Annotated in this window: 22 protein-coding genes and 1 pseudogene; 12 read left to right on the plus strand and 11 right to left on the minus strand. The window is 66.9% G+C overall.

Annotated elements, in window-relative coordinates; genetic code table 11:
* Positions 1-244: 244 nt before the first annotated feature.
* The 4 genes from QZY48_RS33295 to QZY48_RS35230 all read right to left on the minus strand — a co-directional run bounded on the left by QZY48_RS33295 (position 245) and on the right by QZY48_RS35230 (position 1,951).
* Positions 245-820, minus strand: coding sequence for a diheme cytochrome c (locus QZY48_RS33295; protein ID WP_295438882.1), 576 nt, complete (start codon positions 818-820; stop codon positions 245-247).
* A 91-nt stretch (positions 821-911) separates the two neighbouring features.
* Complete coding sequence (locus QZY48_RS33300) at positions 912-1,322, minus strand: DUF1924 domain-containing protein (protein WP_295438883.1); 411 nt, start codon at positions 1,320-1,322, stop codon at positions 912-914.
* A gap of 8 nt (positions 1,323-1,330) precedes the next feature.
* Positions 1,331-1,510, minus strand: a complete 180-nt coding sequence (locus QZY48_RS35225; RefSeq protein WP_366929834.1) for a cytochrome b/b6 domain-containing protein — start codon at positions 1,508-1,510, stop codon at positions 1,331-1,333.
* Positions 1,511-1,660: 150 nt separating this feature from the next.
* Positions 1,661-1,951, minus strand: a complete 291-nt coding sequence (locus QZY48_RS35230; protein WP_366929832.1) for a hypothetical protein — start codon at positions 1,949-1,951, stop codon at positions 1,661-1,663.
* 453 nt (positions 1,952-2,404) lie between these two features.
* Here QZY48_RS35230 and QZY48_RS33310 point away from each other — a divergent pair, with 453 nt between their 5' ends.
* The 7 genes from QZY48_RS33310 (at position 2,405) to QZY48_RS33340 (ending at position 7,691) form a co-directional block, all read left to right on the plus strand.
* Positions 2,405-2,776: a PepSY domain-containing protein gene (locus QZY48_RS33310; protein WP_295438884.1), complete on the plus strand. Its 372-nt coding sequence runs from the start codon at positions 2,405-2,407 to the stop codon at positions 2,774-2,776.
* Positions 2,776-3,444 carry a response regulator transcription factor gene (locus QZY48_RS33315; protein WP_295438886.1) on the plus strand — a complete coding sequence of 223 codons (669 nt, stop codon included), beginning with the start codon at positions 2,776-2,778 and terminating at the stop codon, positions 3,442-3,444. The genes QZY48_RS33310 and QZY48_RS33315 overlap by 1 nt, the downstream gene beginning before the upstream one ends.
* A gap of 355 nt (positions 3,445-3,799) precedes the next feature.
* Positions 3,800-5,293, plus strand: a complete 1,494-nt coding sequence (locus QZY48_RS33320; protein WP_295438888.1) for a sensor histidine kinase — start codon at positions 3,800-3,802, stop codon at positions 5,291-5,293.
* An 89-nt stretch (positions 5,294-5,382) separates the two neighbouring features.
* Entirely contained in the window at positions 5,383-5,724 is a 342-nt protein-coding gene (locus QZY48_RS33325; RefSeq protein ID WP_295438890.1) for a hypothetical protein, read from the plus strand.
* Between the two features lie 188 nt (positions 5,725-5,912).
* Entirely contained in the window at positions 5,913-6,593 is a 681-nt protein-coding gene (locus QZY48_RS33330) for a biliverdin-producing heme oxygenase (protein ID WP_295438892.1), read from the plus strand.
* A gap of 463 nt (positions 6,594-7,056) precedes the next feature.
* Positions 7,057-7,410 (plus strand): EAL domain-containing protein, encoded by a 354-nt coding sequence (locus QZY48_RS33335; protein WP_295438894.1) that lies wholly within the window; start codon positions 7,057-7,059, stop codon positions 7,408-7,410.
* The gene (locus QZY48_RS33340; protein WP_295438896.1) at positions 7,311-7,691 is read left to right on the plus strand and encodes an EAL domain-containing protein; all 381 of its coding nucleotides are present in this window, start codon (positions 7,311-7,313) and stop codon (positions 7,689-7,691) included. Before QZY48_RS33335 ends, QZY48_RS33340 begins: the two co-directional genes overlap by 100 nt.
* A gap of 148 nt (positions 7,692-7,839) precedes the next feature.
* Here the strand turns inward: QZY48_RS33340 and QZY48_RS35235 are convergent, their stop codons facing one another.
* Both QZY48_RS35235 and QZY48_RS33345 read right to left on the minus strand, forming a co-directional pair.
* The gene (locus QZY48_RS35235) at positions 7,840-8,325 is read right to left on the minus strand and encodes a helix-turn-helix domain-containing protein (protein ID WP_366929833.1); all 486 of its coding nucleotides are present in this window, start codon (positions 8,323-8,325) and stop codon (positions 7,840-7,842) included.
* Positions 8,322-8,537 (minus strand): annotated as a pseudogene (locus tag QZY48_RS33345) (IS607 family transposase); the annotation flags it as partial. The pseudogene QZY48_RS33345 and the gene QZY48_RS35235, both read right to left, overlap by 4 nt.
* Positions 8,538-8,723: 186 nt before the next feature.
* On the opposite strand from QZY48_RS33345, the gene QZY48_RS33350 reads away from it, so the two are divergent.
* From QZY48_RS33350 to mtgA, 3 genes are read left to right on the plus strand one after another with little or no spacing between them, the layout of a single operon-like run.
* Positions 8,724-9,053 (plus strand): hypothetical protein, encoded by a 330-nt coding sequence (locus tag QZY48_RS33350; protein ID WP_295438898.1) that lies wholly within the window; start codon positions 8,724-8,726, stop codon positions 9,051-9,053.
* The gene (locus QZY48_RS33355) at positions 8,995-9,867 is read left to right on the plus strand and encodes a hypothetical protein (RefSeq protein ID WP_295438899.1); all 873 of its coding nucleotides are present in this window, start codon (positions 8,995-8,997) and stop codon (positions 9,865-9,867) included. Before QZY48_RS33350 ends, QZY48_RS33355 begins: the two co-directional genes overlap by 59 nt.
* Before the next feature lie 42 nt (positions 9,868-9,909).
* Complete coding sequence (gene mtgA / locus QZY48_RS33360) at positions 9,910-10,689, plus strand: monofunctional biosynthetic peptidoglycan transglycosylase (protein WP_295438900.1); 780 nt, start codon at positions 9,910-9,912, stop codon at positions 10,687-10,689.
* Between the two features lie 4 nt (positions 10,690-10,693).
* Here mtgA and QZY48_RS33365 read toward each other — a convergent pair whose 3' ends face one another.
* Complete coding sequence (locus tag QZY48_RS33365) at positions 10,694-11,113, minus strand: hypothetical protein (protein ID WP_295438902.1); 420 nt, start codon at positions 11,111-11,113, stop codon at positions 10,694-10,696.
* Positions 11,114-11,754: 641 nt separating this feature from the next.
* Between QZY48_RS33365 and QZY48_RS33370 the strand changes: the two genes are divergently transcribed.
* Positions 11,755-12,741 carry a substrate-binding domain-containing protein gene (locus QZY48_RS33370; RefSeq protein ID WP_295438904.1) on the plus strand — a complete coding sequence of 329 codons (987 nt, stop codon included), beginning with the start codon at positions 11,755-11,757 and terminating at the stop codon, positions 12,739-12,741.
* A 42-nt stretch (positions 12,742-12,783) separates the two neighbouring features.
* Complete coding sequence (locus QZY48_RS33375) at positions 12,784-15,120, plus strand: hybrid sensor histidine kinase/response regulator (protein WP_295438906.1); 2,337 nt, start codon at positions 12,784-12,786, stop codon at positions 15,118-15,120.
* A 124-nt stretch (positions 15,121-15,244) separates the two neighbouring features.
* On the opposite strand, the gene QZY48_RS33380 is transcribed toward QZY48_RS33375, so the two are convergent.
* The 4 genes from QZY48_RS33380 to QZY48_RS33395 all read right to left on the minus strand — a co-directional run.
* Positions 15,245-16,519 (minus strand): RNA-binding domain-containing protein, encoded by a 1,275-nt coding sequence (locus QZY48_RS33380; protein ID WP_295438908.1) that lies wholly within the window; start codon positions 16,517-16,519, stop codon positions 15,245-15,247.
* A 5-nt stretch (positions 16,520-16,524) separates the two neighbouring features.
* Positions 16,525-19,185, minus strand: coding sequence for a TrlF family AAA-like ATPase (locus QZY48_RS33385; RefSeq protein WP_295438910.1), 2,661 nt, complete (start codon positions 19,183-19,185; stop codon positions 16,525-16,527).
* A 124-nt stretch (positions 19,186-19,309) separates the two neighbouring features.
* Entirely contained in the window at positions 19,310-20,389 is a 1,080-nt protein-coding gene (locus tag QZY48_RS33390; RefSeq protein ID WP_295438912.1) for a P1 family peptidase, read from the minus strand.
* A 207-nt stretch (positions 20,390-20,596) separates the two neighbouring features.
* On the minus strand, positions 20,597-22,296 hold a 1,700-nt coding region (locus QZY48_RS33395), incomplete at its 5' end, for an efflux RND transporter permease subunit (protein ID WP_295438914.1).

Consider the following 22,296-nt stretch of genomic DNA (forward strand, 5'->3'; position numbering starts at 1 on the left):
ACGGGCACGGGGCCGTAGGGTCCGCTGTGCGGACCGCAGACCTCGCCGTTGGCTGACAGGTCGGGATTATGATGAAGGCCTGATCCGGGTGCTGGAGCTAGCGGATAGTATTTCTTGGCGAGCTTGGCGCCTTGGCGTGATCAATCGCCGGATTTGGATCATTGGTCCGGCCGACGGCGCGCGGCGCAAAGCGTCCGCGGGCGCCGCACCCGAGTCCGGGAGCGGTGCGCGCCGCTTGCCGGCCTCAATCCTCGAAGCGCCCCACGCCGGGGATCTTGACCTGATGCTCGTTGAAGTTCCCCTTATCCGCCCCCGGGTGGCAGGCGGCGCAGGCGCTGAAGCTCTTGACCTGCGCATTGTCCTTCACATAGCGGATGGGGACCTCGTGGTGCTTGCGCTTGAAATAGGTGGTCTGGGTGATGCGCGGCAGCCCGTCGCCGGTGATCTTTCCGGCCGCGAAGGAGCCGGCGCGTTTGCCGCCGCTGCGGTCCGCCGCATTGGCGTCGAGGTAGGCGAGGAGCTCGTCCTTGAGCGCCGGGTCCAGGCTCGCATCGTCACCGAAGTGCTGGTCCAGGGTGTTCATGATGCGGCCCCAGGCCGCCGCGGGCAGGAGCCCGGGTTGATAGGCGAAGTGGCAGCCGCCGCATTCGGTACGGTAGCCTTCATTGGTCACTGAAGCCAGGTCGCCGCGGGTGCGCGAGCCCTGCGCCGACGCCCGGCCGCCGCGGTCGTCGTCGTCGTCGTGCTCGCCCCAGGCCAGTCCGCTCGCCCCCAGGGCGATCAGGGCCGCGCCCAGGACGGTGATGAATGCTGCTCTCATTGGGTATCTCTCCAAGTGATCGTGGGAGGGGCCGCCGGCCGGCGCGGGGGCCGGTGGGGTCGGGCCCGGCGGGCGATCGGCGGATTCAGTGTCAAAGCGATTGAATGTACTTTACGAAGTCCCCTTTCTCCTGGGGCGTGCAGTTGCGCCCGAGGGTCCAGCGGCAGTTGCGGCCGAGCCATTTCTCGACCTTGGCGGGATCGGTGAGCCCCTTGGAGTTGGCCGAGACGGCCAGGGGTTCGATGGGCTTGCCGGTGGCGGCGTGCTTGCCGGACTTGGTGAGGTCCGCGCCGTGGCAGGTGGCGCAACTGCGCGACTCACCCTCGACCTGGTGCTTCGCCGTCCACCCCTGGGCACCGGCGGCGGCGGTGAAGGGGCCGGCCCCCTGACCCTGGTAGGTGGCAAGCAGAGCGTCGCCCGGGGCCGCCGCGGCGGTGTCCGCCAGGGCGCTGACGCCGATGGCAAGGGCGAAAACCAGACGTCTGTTGAAGTTTGAGTTCATAGTAGGTGTCAATCCTCTTCGTTTCGTTTGTAACCGTCGATCATGCCGCGCGCCAGGTTCTCGCGGTGTTGCAGGCTGGCGAGCGCCACCCCGAGCAGGTGCAGCGGGACCAGTGCCAGGGTCGCCCAGGCGAGCAATTCGTGGACCTCCTTGAAGTCATGCGCGGTCGCGGCGGGGACCCCCAGCAGGTGTAGGGTGCGAGCGGTCCGGCAAGTTCGCCGGCGCCGAGCACCATGACGCCGGTCACCGCGGTGAGGCCAAAGCCCGTCATCAGGGCCGCCATGGCCGCGCCGGCCGGGTTGTGGCCGAGGAACCGGCGCGGGTGACCGCGCAGGATCTCACCCAGGTAGGCCAGGGTGGCGCGGGCCGCGCACGCATGACGACCAGCGGGCATGGCGGGGGCCGATCAGCCCCCAGATGAGACGCACGCCGATCAGGATGAGCACCGTAGCGAAGGTGTGGACCCCGAGCAGTTCGTCCTTCGTGAGGAAGCAGATCAGCACAGCGCCGCCAAGCCCCCAGTGGAACAGGCGTACCAAGGGGTCCCAGACGCGGACCCGGGCGGGCGATGACGCGGCGGCGGGTCGCGGCGCCCCCGGGTCCGCGGTGATGGGGTTCGGGTGGTTCATCGTTCGGGTGACTCCCCGGTTAGGATCTAGAGTGCTTTAGGCGCTGCTGTCGTTGTCGTTGTCGTTGTCGTTGTCGTTGTCGTTGTCGTAATCGAGGTTATCGTGTCGCCAAGTTAGTTGATATCCGGATAGTCATATTGGTAGAAATTTTCCAGTTACCGGAAAAATAAGTAAAAATATCGCAAAGTGACTCTCGGTTTTCCATATTTTATGAGTCGGCGATAGTGCCCCGGATTCTCTCGCACCCCAAAAGTGCCGCACTTCTCCGATTACGACAACGATTACGACAACGATTACGACAACGACAACGACAACGACAACGATAGGGCTTGACTTGTTCTTGACCCGTTACTTTGCGTGATGAGGTGCTCAGTCTGCGGGGCGACCCATGAACACCGACTGAGCGGTCCTGTCAGCGGTTTGTCAGCATGGAGTGGCCTAGAATCGGTGCCTATGGACAGACTCAGCAGAGGCGCGGTGTTGGCAATGGCCCTGGCCCTGGCGGCCGGGCCCGGCAGCGCCCATGCGGGTAGCCGTCACGGCGGCCGGGACTGGGAGGACGCCGGCCACAGTTACGACCGCGCCCGCCGGGCCAGCGAGCGCGGTGAGATCCTGAGCCTGACCGAAATCTACCGCCGCGCCGCCGTGCGGTTCCCCGGCCGGGTGCTGGAGGCGGAATTGGAGTTGGAGTCGGGCTACGAACCGGAGCAGAAGCCCGGGCGCTGGGTCTATGAACTGAAGATCCTGGCTCCCGGGGGGCGACTGCTTGAGGTGCATCTGGACGCCCATTCGGGCGCAATTCTGGACCAGGAGGAGGACGACTGATGCGCATTCTGGTGGTGGAGGATGATCCGCGGACGCTCGACACCCTGACCCGCGCCCTGGAGGCCGCGGGCTATCTGGTGGAGCACACGGACGACGGGGAGGACGCCTGGTTCCGCGGTGACACCGAACCTTACGCGGCGGTGCTCCTGGACCTGGGGCTCAAGGGCATGGATGGGCTCGCGGTGCTCAAGCGCTGGCGCGCGGCCGGGCGTGACCTGCCGGTGCTGATCCTCACCGCCCGGGGTGACTGGAGCGAGCGGGTGGAGGGGATTGACGCCGGGGCGGACGATTACCTGCCCAAGCCCTTCCGGGTGGAGGAAGTCCTGGCACGCCTGCGGGCCCTCCTGCGGCGCGCCGGGGGTCAGTCCTCACCGGTCCTGGCGGCCGGCGCCCTGGCACTCGATACCCGCCAGATGCGGGTGACCCTGGACGGCATCCCGGTCCACCTGTCACCCCAGGAGTATCGACTCTTGAGTGTGCTGCTGCACCACAAGGGGTCCGTGGTCTCCCAGGGTGACTTGGCCGAGCAGATCTACAGCGACGGGATCGAACGCGACACCAACGGCGTGGAGGTCCTGATCGGGCGCCTGCGCCGCAAGCTCGGGGCCGACCTGATCGAAACCCGGCGCGGCTTCGGGTATCTCATCGACGACCCCGCTGTTCCATGAGCTTAGAAAGAGCAGTCATCCACAGATGAACACAGATGATCAATTGACTTACGCTTGGCCGGTGACACTCCTTGCCAGTGATTGTAACAATAGCGATAAGTGCCGGATAATAAAAAGAACATCTGTGTTCATCTGTGTTCATCTGTGGATTTTTGGATGAGAGGGTCAAGAAAGAGAATTGTCTGCAAATAAGAACGAATCCATGATGATGCGTTCCGTTCCGTTCCGTTCCGGCTCCCGGCGCTCGATGCGGCCTTGATGATAGGCCCGTTCCCGGGCGGCGCACCCTATGCCGAAGTTCTCTTTTCTTTATTTGCGTTCATTTGCGTTCATTTGCGGACAATCGTCTTCTACCATGACCCGCCGCTCACTGCGTTTTCGCCTGCTGCTGGCCGCCGCCCTGTCGATCGGGCTGGCGCTGCTGGTCGCCGGGGTGGGGCTCACGGCGCTCTTCGAGCGTCATGTGCAGCGGCGCGTCGAGGTGGCGCTCGACAACACCCTGGGCCTGATCCTGGGCCATGTCGAGACGGCCCCGGACGGGCGTATCCGCTTCGACCTGCCCCTGGCCGATCCGCGCTTTCAGACCCCCTTGAGTGGGCTCTACTGGCAACTCGAGGACCAGGTGCGGCCCACGCTGCTGCGGTCGCGCTCCCTCTGGGATGCGGTGCTGGACCTGCCCGCGGACGTACTGCCGGACGGGACCCTGCACCTTCATCTCCTGGCGGGGCCTGCCGGCCAGTCGCTGCTGGTGCTGGAGCGTGCGGTGATCTACCGCGCCGGGTCCGAAGACCGTCGGTTGCGGGTGGCGGTGGGCCTGGATCGGCGCGAGATTGCCGAGGCGCGCGCGGCCTTTGCGGTAGACGTGCTGCCCTATCTGGTCCTGCTGGGCGCGGTCCTGATGCTGGCGGCCTGGGTCCAGGTCCGCGTCGGGCTCGCCCCCCTGGACGCCGTGCGCCTGGGCGTGCGCGCGATCCGCGCCGGGCAGGTCCGACGCCTGCCTACCGATTACCCGGACGAGGTCCGGCCCCTGGCGGAGGAGGTGAACACCCTGCTCGAGGCCCAAGACCAAGCCATCGAGCGCGCGCGCGCCTGGACCGCCGACCTGGCCCACGGGCTCAAGACGCTCTTGGTGGTGCTGGCCGCGGACGCGCAGCGGCTGCGCGCGGCGGGCCACCCGGAACTGGCCGAAGACCTCGACACCCTGGCCCAGACCATGCGTCGGCGCGTCGACCGGGAACTGATCCGGGCGCGGGTACGGGCGCGGGCGGGGGCACTGACTGGGATCGGGCCCGGGAACGGGGGCGAGCCGGGCACCGGCCCCGCATCCGGACCGACCCGGGGACCGGCCGGGGCCGAGGCCGGGGCGGACCTGGCGGTGACCCTGGCGCGGGTGATCCGCGCCCTGGAGCGGACCCCCAAGGGGTCCCACCTGGACTGGGACCTGGACTGTCCGGCCGCGGCCCCGGTGCCCGTCCTCCTGGAGGACCTGACCGAACTGCTGGGCAACTGTCTGGAGAACGCCTCCAACTGGGCCGCCGGCCGGGTCGGCATCCGCGTCACGCTGGGGGAACGGGTCCTGGTGCAGATCGAGGACGACGGCCCCGGAGTCCCGGACGAGTGGCTCGCCGACCTGGGTCAGCGGGGCCTGCGGCTCGACGAGCGCACCCCGGGGTTCGGCCTGGGGCTCGCCATCGCCCACGACATCTGCGACGCCTACGGCGCCGGGATCCGCTTCGCCCGTGCTGCCCTGGGCGGGCTCGCGGTCACCCTGGACCTGCCCCCGGTGCGCCCCCCCGTGCGGCCCCGGGTCCGGACATCGCGGTTGCCCCGTCGGCCGAGGCTGGACTGACCCCGGCCGCCGCGGGCGCGCCGACCGGGACGCGGAGTACAATGCCGCCTGCTGCGTCGCTTCAACCGCACTTTCGAGGAGTTGTGTCCATGTCAGCCTTTCCATTGAGCTATCGCGTCCAGGGCGAAGACGACTACATGCTGGAGATCACCATCGATGATGCCGGCGCCTTCGTCATCAACAGCGGCGACCACACCAGCCACGAGCCCCGCCAAGGCACCCTCAGCCGCAATCAGCGCGAGCAGCTGCTCGCGGCCATGGAGGGGCTGGGGGAGCCCCGGGAACACCCGGCACCCGCAGGCGCCGCGGATTTCACTGCGCAGTTGATCCTGGGTGAGGGCGCGCAGGCCCGGCGCTACCGGTACTGGGAGGGCGCCCTGGAGGGGGACCCGGCCCTGCAGGCGGCGGTCAGGGAGTTGGAACTCATCTGACCCGGGGCCGCGACCCTGAGGGCGGCGGCAGGCGCTGGGCGCCGAGGCCGAACCGCCGCCACGCCTGGGCGTCCGGTCCCGCCCCGCTACGGGGTGCGGACGCCCGGTCGAACCCCGCCGCGCCCGAAACCGGGGGCCGGTCCGTGGGTGTAAACTGCGAGGATCCTGTTTGCCCCCGGTCCGTCGCGATGCCCAGTCCCTCCCCTACCGCACCCAATACTGCTGCCGCCGAGTTGATCGTGGCCCTGCGTCTGGCCACCGCGGCCACCCACCAGGCGGTGGAACTCCTGCCCGGCATGGTCCGGCTGACCGGACCGGACCCGAGCCCCGCGGATTACCGCCGCTACCTGCGCCTCATGGCGCGGGTCTACGGAACCCTGGAGCCGTCCCTCTATGCCGCCCTGAGCGCTCCGGGGGCGCCAGGCACCGGCGCGGCGGGTCAGCCGCCGTCCGCTCGGGCGGCCGACCGGGTCGCCGCGCTGGGCCTGCGCCCCAAGTTCCCGGCCCTGTGTGCCGACCTCGCCGTGCACGGGCTCGCGCCGCCGGCCGTCGTCCCGGACCTGCTGTCCCCGCCGGACCTGAACACCGCCCTGGGCGGCCTCTATGTCCTGGAGGGCTCGACCCTGGGCGGCCGGGTGGTCGCCCGGCACCTGCGCAAACACCTGGGTGACCCCCTGCCCGGCGCGACCTTCCTGGATTTCCACGGCGGCCAGGCAGCCGCCCATTGGAAGCGGTTGGGGCTCGCCTTGGATGGTCTGGCCGCGGACGGCCTGATTGACCCCGACTGCGTGATCACGGGGGCCTGTGCCGTGTTTCAGGAGGTCTACACCATGCTCGCAACCCTCGACGAGGATCCGCCTGCACCCTGAGCGGGGCGCACGAAACCAAACCGCAGGTCGCCGAAGACACCCGGCCGCCTGGATCAAACGCTGCCTCAGGCCCGCACCACCTGGATCCGGCGGCCCGCGGGGCTTGTGACCTCGCGGCTCCCGGTGCGTTCGGCGATCGGCGGCTGACCGGCGCGCCGGTCGAAGATCACCAGCCAGCCGGTGTCGAGCCCGAGCCCCGCCAGATAGCCGGAGCCGCTCCAGGCCCTCGGCCAGCGGGTCCGGGGCGCCGTCGCGCCAGACCTTGAGTTCCGTCCCGAGCGTCAGGGAACCATAGCGCAGACACAGATCCATGCGCCCGGCGCCGATGGCGTACTCGCGGTCCAGGTGGGTGACCCGATTCACGATCAGGTATTCCTTGGCCTCATCGATCAGGTCGACGGTGATGGGGCGGGTGCGGTCGCGGCCCTCGCGCATCTCGAAGCAGGCGTGGTAGGCCAGCGCATTGACCAGCCAGGGCTGGCCCCGGGTCAGGTCCCAGACGCTCTTCTCGGTGGAGATGAAGCTCCACGGCGAGCAGCGCATGGCGATCGAGACCGGCATCCGCCTCGCCCTCCAGGAGGACCAGTTCAGCCTGCTGTTCCAGCCGGAGGTGGAACTGGCCAGCGGGCCCATCGTCAGTGCCGAGGCCCTGATCCGCTGGACCTCGGGTCCCTTGGGGGAGGTGTCGCCGGCCCGCTTCATCCCGGTGGCGGACTCATGGACGGCAGCGACGCCACCACCGGCGTCCTGCATGCCCTACGCGCCCTGGGGGTGCGGGTCTACGTGGACGACTTCGGCACCGGTTACTCGTCATTGACCTATCTCAAGCGCTATCCCATCGACGGTCTCAAGATCGATCGCAGCTTCGTCGATGGGATCGCCGATGACCCCGACGACCAGGCGATCGCCACCGCGGTCATCGGTGTGGCCCGCGCCCTGGGGGTCGACGTGGTGGCCGAGGGGGTGGAGACCGAAGAGCAGCGCGCCGAGCTGATCGCGCGCGGCTGTACCCTGGCGCAGGGGTATCTGATGCATCGGCCGATGACCGCGCAGGCCCTCGCCGTTTTGTTGGAAGCGACGCCGGGACCAGCAGCCTAGCCGCCGGGTGGCAGGGTACGCCGCGGCTGGTCACGACCGGGCACGGGGTCTGCCCCTGCCGCCCCCGCCAGACCGGCCGCCGACAATGACCGCTAGGCTCAATTCTCACCGCCGGGGTGCGAACATCAATGCACGACAGCCATTACGCCTACCGGCCGGATATCGACGGATTACGCGCGGTGGCGGTGGTTGGTTGTGTGCCGGCGGCAGGTGCGCTTTCACCGGTGCCGCGGGGGTTCCCTACTTCAAGGATGCCACCCACCTGCGGGCGTCGTTCGTGCGCTGTTGCGTCAAGGACTTCGATCACTCGGTCATTACCGGAAAATGATCGGGCACTGGGTTCGTCGCGGCGCCGACGCGCGGCCGACGGCGAGGATGATGCTAGAGTGACCCCGGGCGCGGGTCCGCGGCGTACACCAAATCCCGCCCGGACACTGGTGAGTGCGGTTCGCTTAGCCACCCTACGACAGTTGCGACCAGGCGCTGGAGTCAGCGCGGAGGCAATCCGTTCTGTCAAACCCTGCCACTGCGCCAGCGCCCAGTTGTAGGCGAAGCGCGCGGTCCCGGCGGCCCGCGCCAAGTAGGTGCGCTGGGTGTTGTTGGGATCGAGCGCGATCTTGTGCGACAGGATCATGGTTGGGAATCCGCTACGGCCTGGGTGATGTCATCAAGCAGTTTTTTGTTCTTGGGCGAACGACTGCCATATCAGCGGGCGGCAAAGACAGTGATGAGTTCAAGCACGTCGGTCGCAAGGTCCTCCTCAAATGTGGTGTCCTGGCCTTGATTGAGAATGACAACCTCCACCTGCTTCGCCTCACAGATGGCAAAAACCAGTTCAGCGCCGAAAGGTCGCAGCGACGTTGTCCGCCGGGGGTGCGTTCGCAGCTAAATCTTGCCGCTGATCTCCCAGCGGCGCACGGTTTCAGACAAGACGCCAAACGCCTTGGCAACTTCTCCGATTCGTATCATGTGTGGATTCTTGCCCATGTATGTGGATAATATAAAGTTTTCAACGCGACAGATCAACCCCCAATGACCGATGAAACCGACGACAGCCCCTGGTCCACCTGCGAACAGGAGCGGCTCGAGCGGATCGGCGCCATCCAGCCCTACGGGGTACTGTTGGGCGGCGACCTGGGTGACGACCAGATCTGCTTTGCGAGCGCGGATGCCGCCGGGTGGCTGGGTCTGGGCGAGGGGCAAGTGCTCGGCCGGCGCTTGGGCGAGGTCCTGGCACTGCGCCTGGCCGACTTTCCCCCAACGCCCGGCAGTCGCCAATTGATCGCGGGGCTGGCTGGACGCGGTGCTGTGCCACACCGGCACCGGCTGGCTGGCCGAGTTGGAGCCGCCGGGTGCCGATGACCCGCCCACCCAAGTCGCCAACCCCCTGCTGCGCCGGTTGTTTCAGGCCCCGACGGCGGACGCCGAGTGGTCCGGCTATGCCGCGGCCCTGGCCGATGCGGTGCGCCGCACCACCGGCTATGAGCGGGTGATGGTCTACCGCTTCCTGTCCGTGACGGTGCGCGCGCAGTGCGTGGAGTTGACCCAGGCCTATGCGTTGGGGATCAGCGCCTTCCTCGCCCACCGGCGGCTGCGCCGGGTCAGCGGTCTGGACGCGGACCTGGAGGGCCTGGTGGACCTGGTCCTGGACGTGACGCAGCGGCGACACCCCACGGCCGCCTTGGAGCGCGGACTATTGGACCTGTTCCAGGCCGGCGGGGCGGCCCTGGTGGATGCCCAGGGGATCAATTCCTTCGGTCAGGTGCCGACGCAACGCGAGATCCGCGCCATTGATGACTGGTTCATCGGGCAGCCCGGGGATGAGGTGCTCGCCACCGATCGGCTGGCGGCCGAGTCCGGCCTGACCCTGGACCTGGAGCGCGCCGCCGGGGTCCTGGCGGTGCGTGTCCGCCCCCGCCGGGCGGGCGGGCCGGACCGGCGCTGCTACTGGTTTCGCCCGGAACAGGCGCGCACCGTGCGGTGGGCCGGGGATCCGAACAAGGACGCCGGCGTGGACCCCGCGACCGCGGCGCTCAACCCGCGCCGCTCTTTCGACCTGTGGGTGGAGACCACCCGCGGCCTCTGCGCCCCCTGGGACGACCTGAACCTGATGGCCGCCCGCAAGCTGCGCCTGCTGCTGCGGCGCAGCGGGTTGCCGGCGGGGACCTGGCTCTAGCGGGCCGGGAGACAGCAGGTTGGTCCGCGTATGAACCCAGCAATGAGCGAACCAGAGGCCTTGCCGGGAACTGCACCCGCGCCGCCGGTCGCCGCGGTCGGCGGGCCGCGGTGGTCCCCGCGGGGTGTCTTGCGGGTTCTCTGGTACCTCCTGTCCCGGGGCCTGGCGGCCCTGGCGCTGGGCAGCGCCCTGCTGGTCGGCGCCCTGCGCTGGATCGATCCGCCCGTGTCCTCCTTCATGGTGCGCCAGGCGCTGGTCGCCTGGCGGATCAATCGGGCACCGCCCTACTTTTACCACGCCTGGGTACCCTGGGGGCGCATCCCGCCGGTCCTGCCCCTGGCCGTCATCGCCGGCGAAGACCAGCGCTTCGCCTACCACCATGGATTCGACCCGGTCGAACTGCGCCAGGCCCTGGCCGCCTGGCGCCGCGGCGGGACCCTGCGGGGGGCCAGCACCATTACCCAGCAGACGGCCAAGAATCTCTTTCTGTGGCCGGGGCGCAGTTGGGTGCGTAAGGGGCTGGAGGCCTGGTTCGCCGCCCTGATGGAGGTGTTGTGGCCCAAACAGCGCATCCTGGAGGTCTATCTCAACATCGTCCAGTTCAGCCCCAGTACCTACGGGGTGGGGGCGGCCAGCGAGCGCTATTTTCACCGGCCGGTGGATGACATCACCTTGCGCGAGGCGGCCCTGCTCGCTGCCGTCCTGCCCGCCCCCGGCGCCTACCGCCTGGACCGCCCCTCGGCACGGCTGCAACGACGCGCCGATTGGATCGCCGATCAGACCCAGCGAATCGGCGGGCGACGCTATCTGGAGCGCCTGTGAGTATTCACTTGATGGTCACCGTGAGTTTATAGGACGCGCTACCGCGGGTGCCGCCGACCTCGATCAGATACTTGCCGGAGGCCGGCAAAGCGCCTTCCCACTTCATCGCATCCTCACCCTCCCCGGCACCCGCCAGCGTCGGTCCGGTGATCGTCGGCACGCCGTCATCCACAACGGATTTGTATCCCGGCCGATAGATCGTGAAGGCCGCATTCTCTTCCTTGGAACTGATACTGACCGCCATGGTCTGGCCGGCATTGGCGGTGATATCATAGCGATCCGTCTCGCCCCGCACGACGCTGGCGGCCAGGGTGGCGGAAGACTGCCCCTTGGGGAACTGGATGGCCTTGCGGACGCCCTCGGCATGCAGGCTGCCGAGACCAGCGAACAAGAGCGCGGCGCACAGGAACGCACTGGGCTTCATCGACGACTCCGAATACTCGTTTAGCGATTGAGATATGGCAACAAGAGCATTGCTGACTGTGCTTACCCCCAGTCCCTGGGCCGGCCTCGATCAAGATTCCGGCCACTTGGGCTTGCCGGGTGCGTAGTCAGGCCATCTTGGCCTGACACCGTCAGGGCTGGAAGCCCTGACTACGCACGCCGCTGCCCGGGATTACGATCAAGGCCGGCGGCGCCACTGTAAAGCACCGCGATGGTCCGGTCTTCGTGGTCCCGCACGGGGTAGTTCCGGCGACCGGCGCGCGCGGCGCGGGGCACCGACGACCGCGCGCCACGGTGTCACCGGCCCGCCGGGTCCGTCACGGGCGCGACGGAACCGTCCGGCTACAATAAAGAATTGTCTAGAATTGCCAAGAATACTGGACAGACCACGCCCATTTGTGGTCAGGTGCGGGCATCGGTCACGGTCGCCGCGCCGCCCGCGCCTCACGGCCATGTTGCGCCCCGACCGCCCCTCCCCGTCGCGCTGCGGGCCGGCGATCGACCGCACCCCCGGCCTTGGGTGGCCGAGGTTCCAATCCTGCTATGACAGTCGAGAAATTCATCATCACACTGCGCCATTGATGTCCTGCTTCGTCGGCATCTCTGCGCCGGGTTTGACTTATGACACGCATCCTTACGAGTCTGCTCCTGACATCGATGCTGGCTGCCTGTAGTGATTCCGGCGGCCCGGCCGTCAGCACCGCGGCGCAGGCGCCGGTCACCGGGGAGTCGCCGGTGAGCCCGCAACCCGCGTTCAAACGGGTTGCCCTGGTCATGAAGACACTGACCAATCCGTTTTTTATCGAGATGGAAAAAGGGGCGCGCCGCGCCGAAAAGGAGTTGGGAGTCGACCTGCAGGTCAAGACCGCGGCCCAGGAAACGTCGATCGAGCAGCAGATACAGATCGTCGATGACATGATCGCGGCCAAGGTCGACGCCATCGTCATCGCCCCGGGGGATTCGCAACGCCTGGTGCCGGTGCTGAAGAAGGCCCTGGAGCGCGGCATCAAAGTGGTGAATCTCGATAACCGCCTCGATCCCGCGGCGATCGCGCAGGCCGGTCTGGGACCCATCCCATTCATCAGCGTCGACAACGAACAGGCGGCCTATCGTGCGGCAAAATTCCTGGCGGCCGACGTTACGCGGCCGACTGAGGCCGCCATTATTGAAGGCATCCGCAGTGCCGACAACGCCAGGCAACGCCTGGCGGGCGCCAAACGGGCCTTCGCCGAAAATCCTGCCATCACGCTCGTTGCCGCTGAAAGCGCGAACTGGAAGATCGATGAAGGCTATGCAGTGACCAAACAACTGTTCGCCAATCACCCGAACGTCAGGTTGATCTTTGCGGCCAACGACATGATGGGGTTTGGGGTGCTCAAATACCTCCAGGAAACCGGCAAGTCCGACGTCAAGGTGGGGAGCTACGACGCCTTGCCCGAGGCGCTGGCGGAAGTCAAGGCCGGGCGCTTGGCGGTGACGGTCGACCAGCAGGCGGCGCAGCAGGGCTTCCAGGGTATCGCGCTCGCGCTGCGACTGCTCAACGGCGATGCCGTTGCTGACGTCTTACTGATCGACACCCGGCTGGTTACTTCCGCAACCCTGAAATAGGGCAAAGCCCTGTTGGCGCAGAGCACCGTGCGACGACCCAGGTTGCGGATCAGTATCACCACCCGCCTGCTGAGCTACCTGCTGCTGGCGGGTATTGTTCCGCTGCTGCTGCTCGGGGTGTCGGCGTTCGATATTTCGCGTCGCATCATCATCGCGCAGGCCGGTGAGTTTCACCTGCAGCAGATGACCGATCTGCGCGCCTATTTCGGGCTCTATGCCGAGCAGATCGAAAGCCTGGCGGCGAACATCGCCGGCAACGAGGCAATCGGGGAGGCGCTGCAGGCCGGCAGGGAGACTGACCAGGACCACCCGGACACCTTCTCCATACTCACGACCCACGCGCAGATCGGCTACATCCTCAACAGCTACGTGCGCGTCAAAGGGCTCGTTTCGATCGATCTGTTCGCGACCGATGATCAGCACTTTCACGTCGGCGACACGCTCGACGTGCGCGATGTCGACACCGCGCGCGTGCAGGCGATGCGGGATGAAGCCCGCCACAGCACGACGCCGGTCTATTGGCGGGGGATCGAAGACAACCTGAATCGCGCATCGACCAAGAAGAGCGTGCTGACGGTCACCCGGGGCGTGCGGTACTTCGTGCCGGAAACCGGCACTACGGAAGTAGTAGGGTTGCTCGTTATCAATATCGATGCCCCGATCGTCATCGATTCATTTCTGAACGAGGTGAGGACCCCGGAGCATCTGCGGCTGATGTTGCTGGATCGCAATGGGCGCTTCGTCTACCACAGTGACCCGCGATTAATTGGGAAAGAGGCCGCCCCGGCCTTCACGGCCCTGCTTCAAGCGGGGGCTCCCATCCAGGCGTTGCGGCTCGATGGCGAAGACGTGATCCTCAGTTTCGTGCCGGAGACACGAACCGGTGGGGTCCTCGTCGGCGCCCTACCGCGCAGCGTCCTGACCGCACCGGTTGATGCCTTGATCTATGCCGGCGTGCTGCTGCTCCTGATCGGCCTGGTCGTCATCGGCCTGCTGGCCTTGCGCTTCGCGCGCCTGGTCGTCGCGCCGGTGCGGGATGTCTCCGAGGGTTTCAGCCGCTTACAGGAGCATCCGGACACGATTCCCCCGGCGTTGCCGCTGCCGGACACAACAGACGAGCTCGCCGACATGGTGGTCGGTTTCAATCGCCATCTCGAGGTATTGGCAGCCCAACGGATCGCCGCGCAACAACTGCTTGAGGCACAGCAGGCGGCCGAGGCCGCAACCCGTGCCAAGAGCCGGTTTCTGGCGACGATGTCCCATGAGATCCGCACCCCGATGAACGGCATCCTGGGCATGGCCCAATTGCTCCTGATGCCGGACGCCAAGGAGGAGCAGCGCCGCGACTATGCCCGCACCATCCTTCATTCCGGGGAGGCCTTGCTGAACCTGCTGAACGATATCCTGGACCTGTCACGCGTCGAAGCGGGCAAACTCGAACTGCAAGAGTCGGTCTTCGACCCGCGGCAGTTGCTCCAGGAGGTCGCCCTGTTGTTCCGCCAGTTCGTCGCTGCAAAGGGCTTGACGCTCGACAGTGAGTGGAGCGGACCGGCCGGTGTTCGCTATTGGGGCGACCCCCTGCGCCTGCGCCAGATGTTGACCAACCTCGTCAGCAACGCAGCCAAGTTCACCGCTCAGGGCGCGATTCACCTCGCCGGGTCGGAAATCCGGCGCAATGAGGAAGGCGTCGTCCTGGAGTTCGCGGTCAGCGACACCGGCATCGGGATTGCCCGGGACAAGCTGGAGCGCCTGTTCAAACCGTTCTCGCAAGTCGATGGTTCCATTACCCGCGAATACGGCGGATCCGGCCTCGGATTGTCCATCGTAACCAGCCTGTCCCAACTCATGGGCGGTGAAACCGGCATTGAAAGCGAGCCGGGTAAAGGCTCACGCGTCTGGTTCCGGGTCTGCCTGACAGTGGTCACGCCGCCACCGGAGCCTTACCCCGAGGAGGCACGGCTGCCGGCGTTGGCCGCGGCACCGCAGAGGGCCCATCCGGGTGTCACATCCGTCCTGGTGGTGGAGGACAACGTGATCAATCGCAAGGTGATCAATGGCATGCTCAGGAAGCACGGGGCCCATGTCGACAATGTCGAGAACGGTCTCGAAGCCGTCACCTTCATCACGGGCGGCGCCCGTCCGACCATCGTCTTGATGGACTGTCAGATGCCGGTCATGGATGGCTTCCGGGCGACCGCGCAGATTCGCGCCTGGGAGCTTGAGCACGGTAAGCCGCGGGTCCCGATCATCGCGTTGACCGCGGGGGCCTTCCAGGACGATCGCGACCAATGCATTGCGGCCGGGATGGATGACTTTCTGGTCAAGCCGTTGCGGCTTGCGGATTTGGAGGCGATGTTGAAAAAGTGGACCGGCGGGTGACCCGGTGACGTTGCTTGCCCTATTGTATTTCTTGGCGTCTTGGCGTGAGCAACGAGCAACTGCCGGATTTCGGACGACAACGACAACGACAACGATTGGATTCGACTTGTTCTTGACTCGTTACTCAAATGGCTGCCGGGACCGAGATCGGTGCCGGCAGGGTCAGTACCAACCGGACCTCGTCGTCGCCGGCGCGGTATTCCGGCTCGGCACCGGTAAGGGTGCGCATCGCGGGAATGATCTTACGTCGCACCCCCATACCGCGGGCATCCACGTAGCCGTAATCCCGCAGGATGTCGACCAGCAGGGGATTGCGTGGGGAGCGTTGCCCGGCCTTCATCTTCTCGACAGTCATGTCGTTCGGCAGGGGGCCGGGGCTCGCAATCTCGACCCGATCGGAATAGACACACAGTTCCACGTCGCCGGCGCGGGTCCAATCGCGATGGGCGAAGGCATTGAGCAGGGCCTCGCGCAGGACGGTCAGCGGGATGCGCCAGGGGCGTTCCCGGCGAATATTGTCGTCCGATGGAGCGATCTCGCGGCTCAGGAAGGGGCGCAGGCGCTCCAGGGCCAGGTCAATCAGGCCGGGTTCGCGATACTCGCCGGGTTCACTGTTGTCGCCGCCGTCGATGGTTTCGACCAATTCCACCAGGGGTGCGTCGATAAGCTGATCCAGGAGCGCCTCGTAGTCCCGGTCTTCGCCCGCGAACACCATGAGGCGCAGTCCCGCCTGCCGCAGCCGCGCCCGTGGGTTCCTGCCGAACAGCAGCAGACCAGCGATGGATGCCGCCCGACCGGACAGCGGCGTTTCAGCCAGCAGACTCAGCCCAATCAAGCGGCGTTCCAATCCCGACGGCTCCGCCTGGAACTCCGCCGCAGGCTCGCCCAGCACCCGGATGAGATAGTCGACCAGTCGTCGATGGTCCAGGGAGTCGGGGCCGGTCCCGGACACCGGCAGGACCTCGGCATGGAACATCTGACTTTCCTGGAACAGTCTCGCCTGCTGCTCCCGGGTCGCGAGTCGGGAGGTATCCCCGACGCGGATATAGATGTCCTCGCGGTTGTTATTGCGAACCACATAGGGTTTGGTCATGCCCTGTTCCAGCGTGATCACCGCGACCCGCCCATCGCCGCCCAGGTCGATCTCCTCATAGAACGGAATAATGGCCGGGTGGACGTACCGACTCACCGTGTCCATCACCCAGGTCTGGGCATTGGGTCGCTGAAGACCGCTGATCCGGCCGTCGTCTTCGACCCCCAGCAGGACGCGCCCGCCGCGGAAGTTGGCGAAGGCGGCGATCTCCTTGGCGAGCGACTCGGGGCGCACGTCGTCGCGCTTGAATTCGACGCCGGAGCTTTCGCCGTTGGCGATGAGTTGATACAGCTCGGTCTTCAACATCGGTGTCAGTATCCGTATTTGGCCCGGCGCATCTCAAAGGCGGCCTGGCCGCCCTCGAGGATCTCGCTCACGGCATCGCGCACCCGCGACTGATCGATCGCACCGGACTCCTGCGGATCGATCCCGGCATGGTCCTGATCGGCGCGCAGAACCCCGATCCACTCGGCGTCGCCGAAGACCGGGATGTTGGCATTGTGGGTGGCGAAGAGGAATTGGCGGTGCTGCTTCGCCGCGCGCAGGGTCGTCACAATACGGTCGGCGATAAAGGCATTGTCCAGGTGGTCCTCGGGCTGGTCCACGATCAAGGGCTCGTCGCTGTCGAGCAGCAGCAGGTGAAGAATGGCGGTACACTTCTGACCGGTGGACAGGTCACTGAGCCGACGATAACGCTCGCCCTGGTGGGCGACGTTGAGATGGATCTCCACTCGCGGGGGCAGTTCCAGTTCTTCCAGCGCCCAGCGTTGGACCGGCGGCAGGCCCGCCAACTGCTCGGCCAGGCCGCGACCGAGGCCGTCCGCGCCGTACAGGGCCGCAACGGCATCCGCCCCCTGGGCCATCGCCGCGGACAGGGCGGCAATGGAGAGGGTATCAACCCGGTCGAGCCATTCGATCTTGCGGGGACCAACGCCGGGCAGGGCCTGGAGAAAATCGCCCAGTGCCTCGCGATTGCCCCAATTGCGCACCTCGATCCGGAGCTTCCCCTGCAGTTCCTTCTTGTTCAGACGCTTGGCGGCCCGCGCCAACTCGTCGAAGCGCTGCGCCTGCCAGTCACGCCATTCAGACAGCAACTGACGGCGCTCATCCTGGAGACTGCGGACCGCAGCCTCGAAACCAGCGAGCCGCGCCTGTATCGGCGCGATCGACTCGATGCGTCGGACGAGGTCCATGTACTCGCGGCCGATCGCCTCCCCGGGTTTGCCGGAGAGACCGGGGAGGTCGGCGGCGGCCCGCGCCAGTTCGGTCTCGACCCTCGCAACCCCTGATCGCCACGCCTCCTGCTCCTGCTCAAGGCCGGTCTTCAGGGTCGCCAGCGCGGCAGTGATCGCGGTCAGATGCGGGGCCAGATCGGCCGCGCAGGTCGCGATCCGTTCGCGCATGGCGGCGAGCCGCACCCCATGGGGCAGGCCGTCCAGGGCCTTCTCGCTCAGGTAGGCCAGGTCCCAGGCGCTGACCGACTCGACCAAGTCCCCGACGCGCTGGGCGACGTCCCCAAGTTCCTCATCCAACCGCCCGACCAGACCTTTTTCGCGACTGAGCGCGCGCACCGCCGCCAACTTCTCGTCCAGGTGCAGTTCCTGGTAGCGGGACTCCCGCTCGCGCAGCTTCGGCAATTGCGCGACGGCGGCCCTGGCCTGATCCAGGTCCTCGCTCGTCTTGACCAGTTCCCCCCGGTTGCGCGCCAGCGCCGCGGCCAGTTCGGTCCGACGGGGACCCTCACGGTCGCCCAGCGGCAGGAAGCGGGCCAGCAGGTTGGTCTTGGACGCCTCGTCGGTCGCAATCTTGAGGATCTCATTCTGCCCGTAGATCGCCAGGCGGGGGAGCAGGTCGGCAGGCGCCAGCGAGGACAGGCTGCCGTCCTCATTGTGGACTTGGGCCGGCTCGCCATAACGTCGGCGCACGTAGAAGCGCCGCCCGAGTTGGGTCTGGGAACGCACTGCCAGCGTCACGGTGCCGCCGTCGCGCAGATTCTCCTTCAGGATCTCCCGGTGGCTCCGGCGCGCCTCCTCGGTGAGCGGCTGCTGATCCAGGGCGTAACGCAGGGCCTCGATCAGGGTGGACTTGCCCGTACCCCGACCGCCGATGATGGCGTTGAGATTGTCCGCCAGGTGCAGCCGCAGCCCATCGAGATAACCGTGGTCGATGGCGATGGCCTCGATCTGCGCGTGGGGGCGCTCCGGGGCTTCCAGACGGATGCGGGAATCGGGGTCCAGGAAGGCCTGACGCAGGGCCTCGATGGACGGTTCGGCCATCTTGATCAGACAGTTCGACGTGGGGCCATCCAAATCACAGGGGTGCGCCACATCCCCGGCGCGGATGAAGGCCAGGGGGCGTCTGCGTTGGTAACTCGGGTCCTGATTCAGGGCGATCTGCCGGAGATCCATCGGCAGGTCCTTGGGTGAGCCTGGGATGTGCCCAGCCAGTACCCAGCGCTCATCCCGCCAGATGACCGGCAGTTTGGCCTTGAGCAGCCCGTTGGCTTGGGTCATGTGCGGCGCGTACCAGATACCCCCTTGCTCCTGGATCACCCGCTTCGCGATCCCGATACAGGTCTGCGTCGAGGGTGCCCCGGGTTGCCTCACATCGATCCCGAGTCCGCCACGGAAGTGGGTCAGTTCGTCGCTCGAGGTACCGGGCGGGTAGAGGCAGACCATATGGAAGCCCTCGGCACAGGTCAGCTCGAATCCGGGAAAGACCGTGACGCCCGCGGCCGTCAGTTCGTCCGTCAAGGCCGGATAGGCGCCGATCCCGTCGTGATCGGCCAGACCGACCACCTGAACGCCCAGCCGGGCACAGGCCCGCGCCAGGTCGGCATTGAACTCCGCCTCAGTCCGGCCATGATGCTGCTGCCGCCGGCGCTCGGCATAGGCCCAGGTGTTGACCTGTAGGGCGCAGCGCCGGAAGACGGCGCCGGGGGAACGGGTGAGGGCTTCGGCGATGGGGGACATGGTTTGAGATCAGACCGTTTGAGAATGCAGCACCGGACCGGCGCATAGAACGCAGAAAATCATCGCCTTCCAGTTTATCCTTGGCGAGCTTGGTACCTTGGCGTGAGAACTGCTCTTTCTGAGTTCATCGCCCCGGCAGCTCCCCCGCCGCCGGAATCCCCGGCAATGAAGTCGCGTGCTCCACGGCCGCGACCAGGGCGCGGGCCATCGCCTCGGCGGCCATGGCGCCGATGAGGGTGAGGTTGGCATCGCCGTCCCAACTGCCGGTCGCGAGCGCAAAGACGGTGTCGCCGTCGTACATCGTATGGACCGGGACAATGGCGCGGGCGTAACCGTCGTCCGCCATCAGGGCCATGCGGTCGACCTGGGTCTTGTTCAGCCGGGCGTTGGTGGCGACCACGCCGATGGTGGTGTGCACGCCGGCGCGTGGTGGGATGGTCTGGTTGAACAGGATGCCGTGGCGTATCAGTTGGCGGGCATCGAGCAGTTTGCCCTCGGCGTCGCGGGCGCCGGCAACGACCCTGGAGGTGTCGGGGTCGATGATGTCGCCCAAGGCATTGGTCGCCACCAGTGCGGCCACCATGAGCCCGTTGGGCAGGCGGTAGGCGAAGCTTCCCAGGCCGCCGCGCATCGGTCGGCCGAGCTTGCCGACCGTGGCCCCGGCCCCGGCGCCGACGCTGCCTTGCTCCACCGGTGCGCCCTTGGCGGCCGCGGCGGCCTGGTAGCCGCAGTCCGCACCGGGCTGGACCTGGACGTTGTTGCCTACCGGCAGGTCATAGAGCACGGCGGACGGCACGATCGGCACCCGGGTGAGCCCGGTGTCCCAGCCCATGCCCTGTTCGCGCAGCCAGCGGACGGTACCGGTCGCCGCATCCAGGCCGAAGGCGCTGCCGCCGGAGAGGACGATGGCGTTGACCCGATCGACCTCGTTGAGCGGGTGGAGCAGGTCGGTCTCCCGCGTGCCGGGCGCCCCGCCGCGCTGGGCCACCCCGCCCGGCGCACCGTCACCCTCGATGACGACGACGGTGCAGCCGGTGGTCCCGCCGGCGAGGGTATGGCTCGCGACACGCAGACCGGAGACGGCGGTGAGCGTGGCGTTGACATCAAGGGCGGACTCGTCAGCGCAAACGGGGGCGCCGGCCAGGCAGAGGGCGCCGAGCAGGGTCCAGGCGGGTCGGTGGGACGAGAGTGGAAACACTGGCATGGGATGGTTCCTCGGGTATCGGGGTGGGCGCTGTCGGGCTACGTTACCCTAAGATCCCGTAGTACCTCACGCCAAGCTCGCCATCCATGGCCCTGGACTCCGGCATCCTGCCGCACTGGCGGGGCAAACCAGACCCGGAGTCCAAGGCTTCAGCCTTGGACGGGCAGCGCCAAGGCTGAAGCCTTGGACTCCAGGCCGGGCAGTGCCTTACCCCGTCGCGGTCCGAATCCACTCCACCCGCTTGAACATGACCCCATAATAGACCACCGGAATGACCACCAGCGTCAGCAGGGTGGAGACCAGGAGCCCGAACAGCAGCGACACCGCCAGCCCCGAGAAGATCGGGTCATCCAGGATGAAGGCGGCCCCGGCCATGGCGGCGAGCGCGGTCAGGACGATGGGCTTGGCGCGCACTACGGCGGAGTTGATGACGGCGTCGGCGAACGGGGTGCCTTCGCGCACCTGCTGGTTGATGAAGTCGACCAAGAGGATGGAGTTGCGCACGATGATGCCGGCCAGCGCGATCATGCCGATCATCGAGGTCGCCGTGAACTTGGCGCCCAAGAGCGCATGGCCGGGCAGGATGCCGATCAGGGTGAGCGGGATCGGGGCCATGATGACCAGCGGCACCAGGTAGCTGCGAAATTGCGCGACCACCAGCAGATAGATCAGGATCAGGCCGACACCGTAGGCGATGCCCATATCGCGGAAGGTCTCATAGGTGATCTGCCATTCGCCGTCCCATTTCAGGCTGTATTCATAGGGGTTGCCGGGCTGCTGTAGGTACCATTGCGGCAGACCGAGTTGCTCGGTCAGCTTGGCGGCGATGGTGAAGAGGCCATAGAGTGGGCTGTCGGTGGGGCCGGCCATGTCGCCGGTCACATAGACCACGGGCAGCAGGTCCTTGTGATAGATGCTGGGGGTGCGACTGCTCTCCTGCACCGTCACGATCTCGGACAGGGGCACCAGGGCGCCGCCCTGGGCGCGCACCCGCAGGCTCAGCACCTGCTCCAGGTCGGCCTTGTCGGCTTGCGCGTATTCGACCCGGATGGGCACCGCGTATTTGACATTGGCCCCATGCAGGAAGCTCATGTCCTCCCCGCCCAGGACGGTAGCCAGGGCCCCGACCACGCTCGCCTGGTCGACACCCAGGCGCGCCGCCTTGGCGCGGTCGATCTCCACGATGAGCTTGGGCGCCGGGCTCTCCACCGAGTCGTCCACATCGACGATGTCGGGGGTGGACTCGAAGGCGGCGCGGACCCGACCGGCGGCGGCGATCTGGCCCGGGTAGTCGAGCCCGTAGACCTCGGCCACCAGCGGTGCCAGGACCGGCGGTCCGGGCGGGGGCTCGGCGATCTTGGCGTTGCCCTGGTAGCGGCGGGCAATCTCCTGCAAGGGACCGCGCAGGCTCAACGCGATGGCGTGGCTCTGGCGGTCGCGGTAGTGCTTGTCGACCAGGTTGACCTGAATGTCACCGACATTGGCGCCCGAACGCAGGTAATACTGGCGCACCAATCCATTGAAGTTGATGGGGGCCGCGGTGCCGGCATAGACCTGGTAGTCGGTCACCTCGGGGACCCTGGCCAGATAGTCACCCAACTCCGCCAGGACCCGGGTGGTCTGCTCCAGGCTGGTCCCCTCGGGCATGTCCAGCACCACCTGAAACTCGGACTTGTTGTCGAAGGGGAGCATCTTGAGGACCACCACCTTGCCGACCGCAAGCCAGATGGAGCCGCCGATCAACACCAGGATGCCGGCGAGCAGGAACCAGCGATTCAAATGGCCCTTGCGCCCGCTCAGAAAGGGGCTGATGACGGTCCGGAAGCCGCGCGCGAGGAACGGGTTGCCGCCCTCGCCTGGGAGCGCGGGCGTCCCGCCCGCGTGTCCCCCGATTGGCGGGCGGGACG

Source organism: uncultured Thiodictyon sp., assembly GCF_903828115.1.
Classification (GTDB): domain Bacteria; phylum Pseudomonadota; class Gammaproteobacteria; order Chromatiales; family Chromatiaceae; genus Thiodictyon.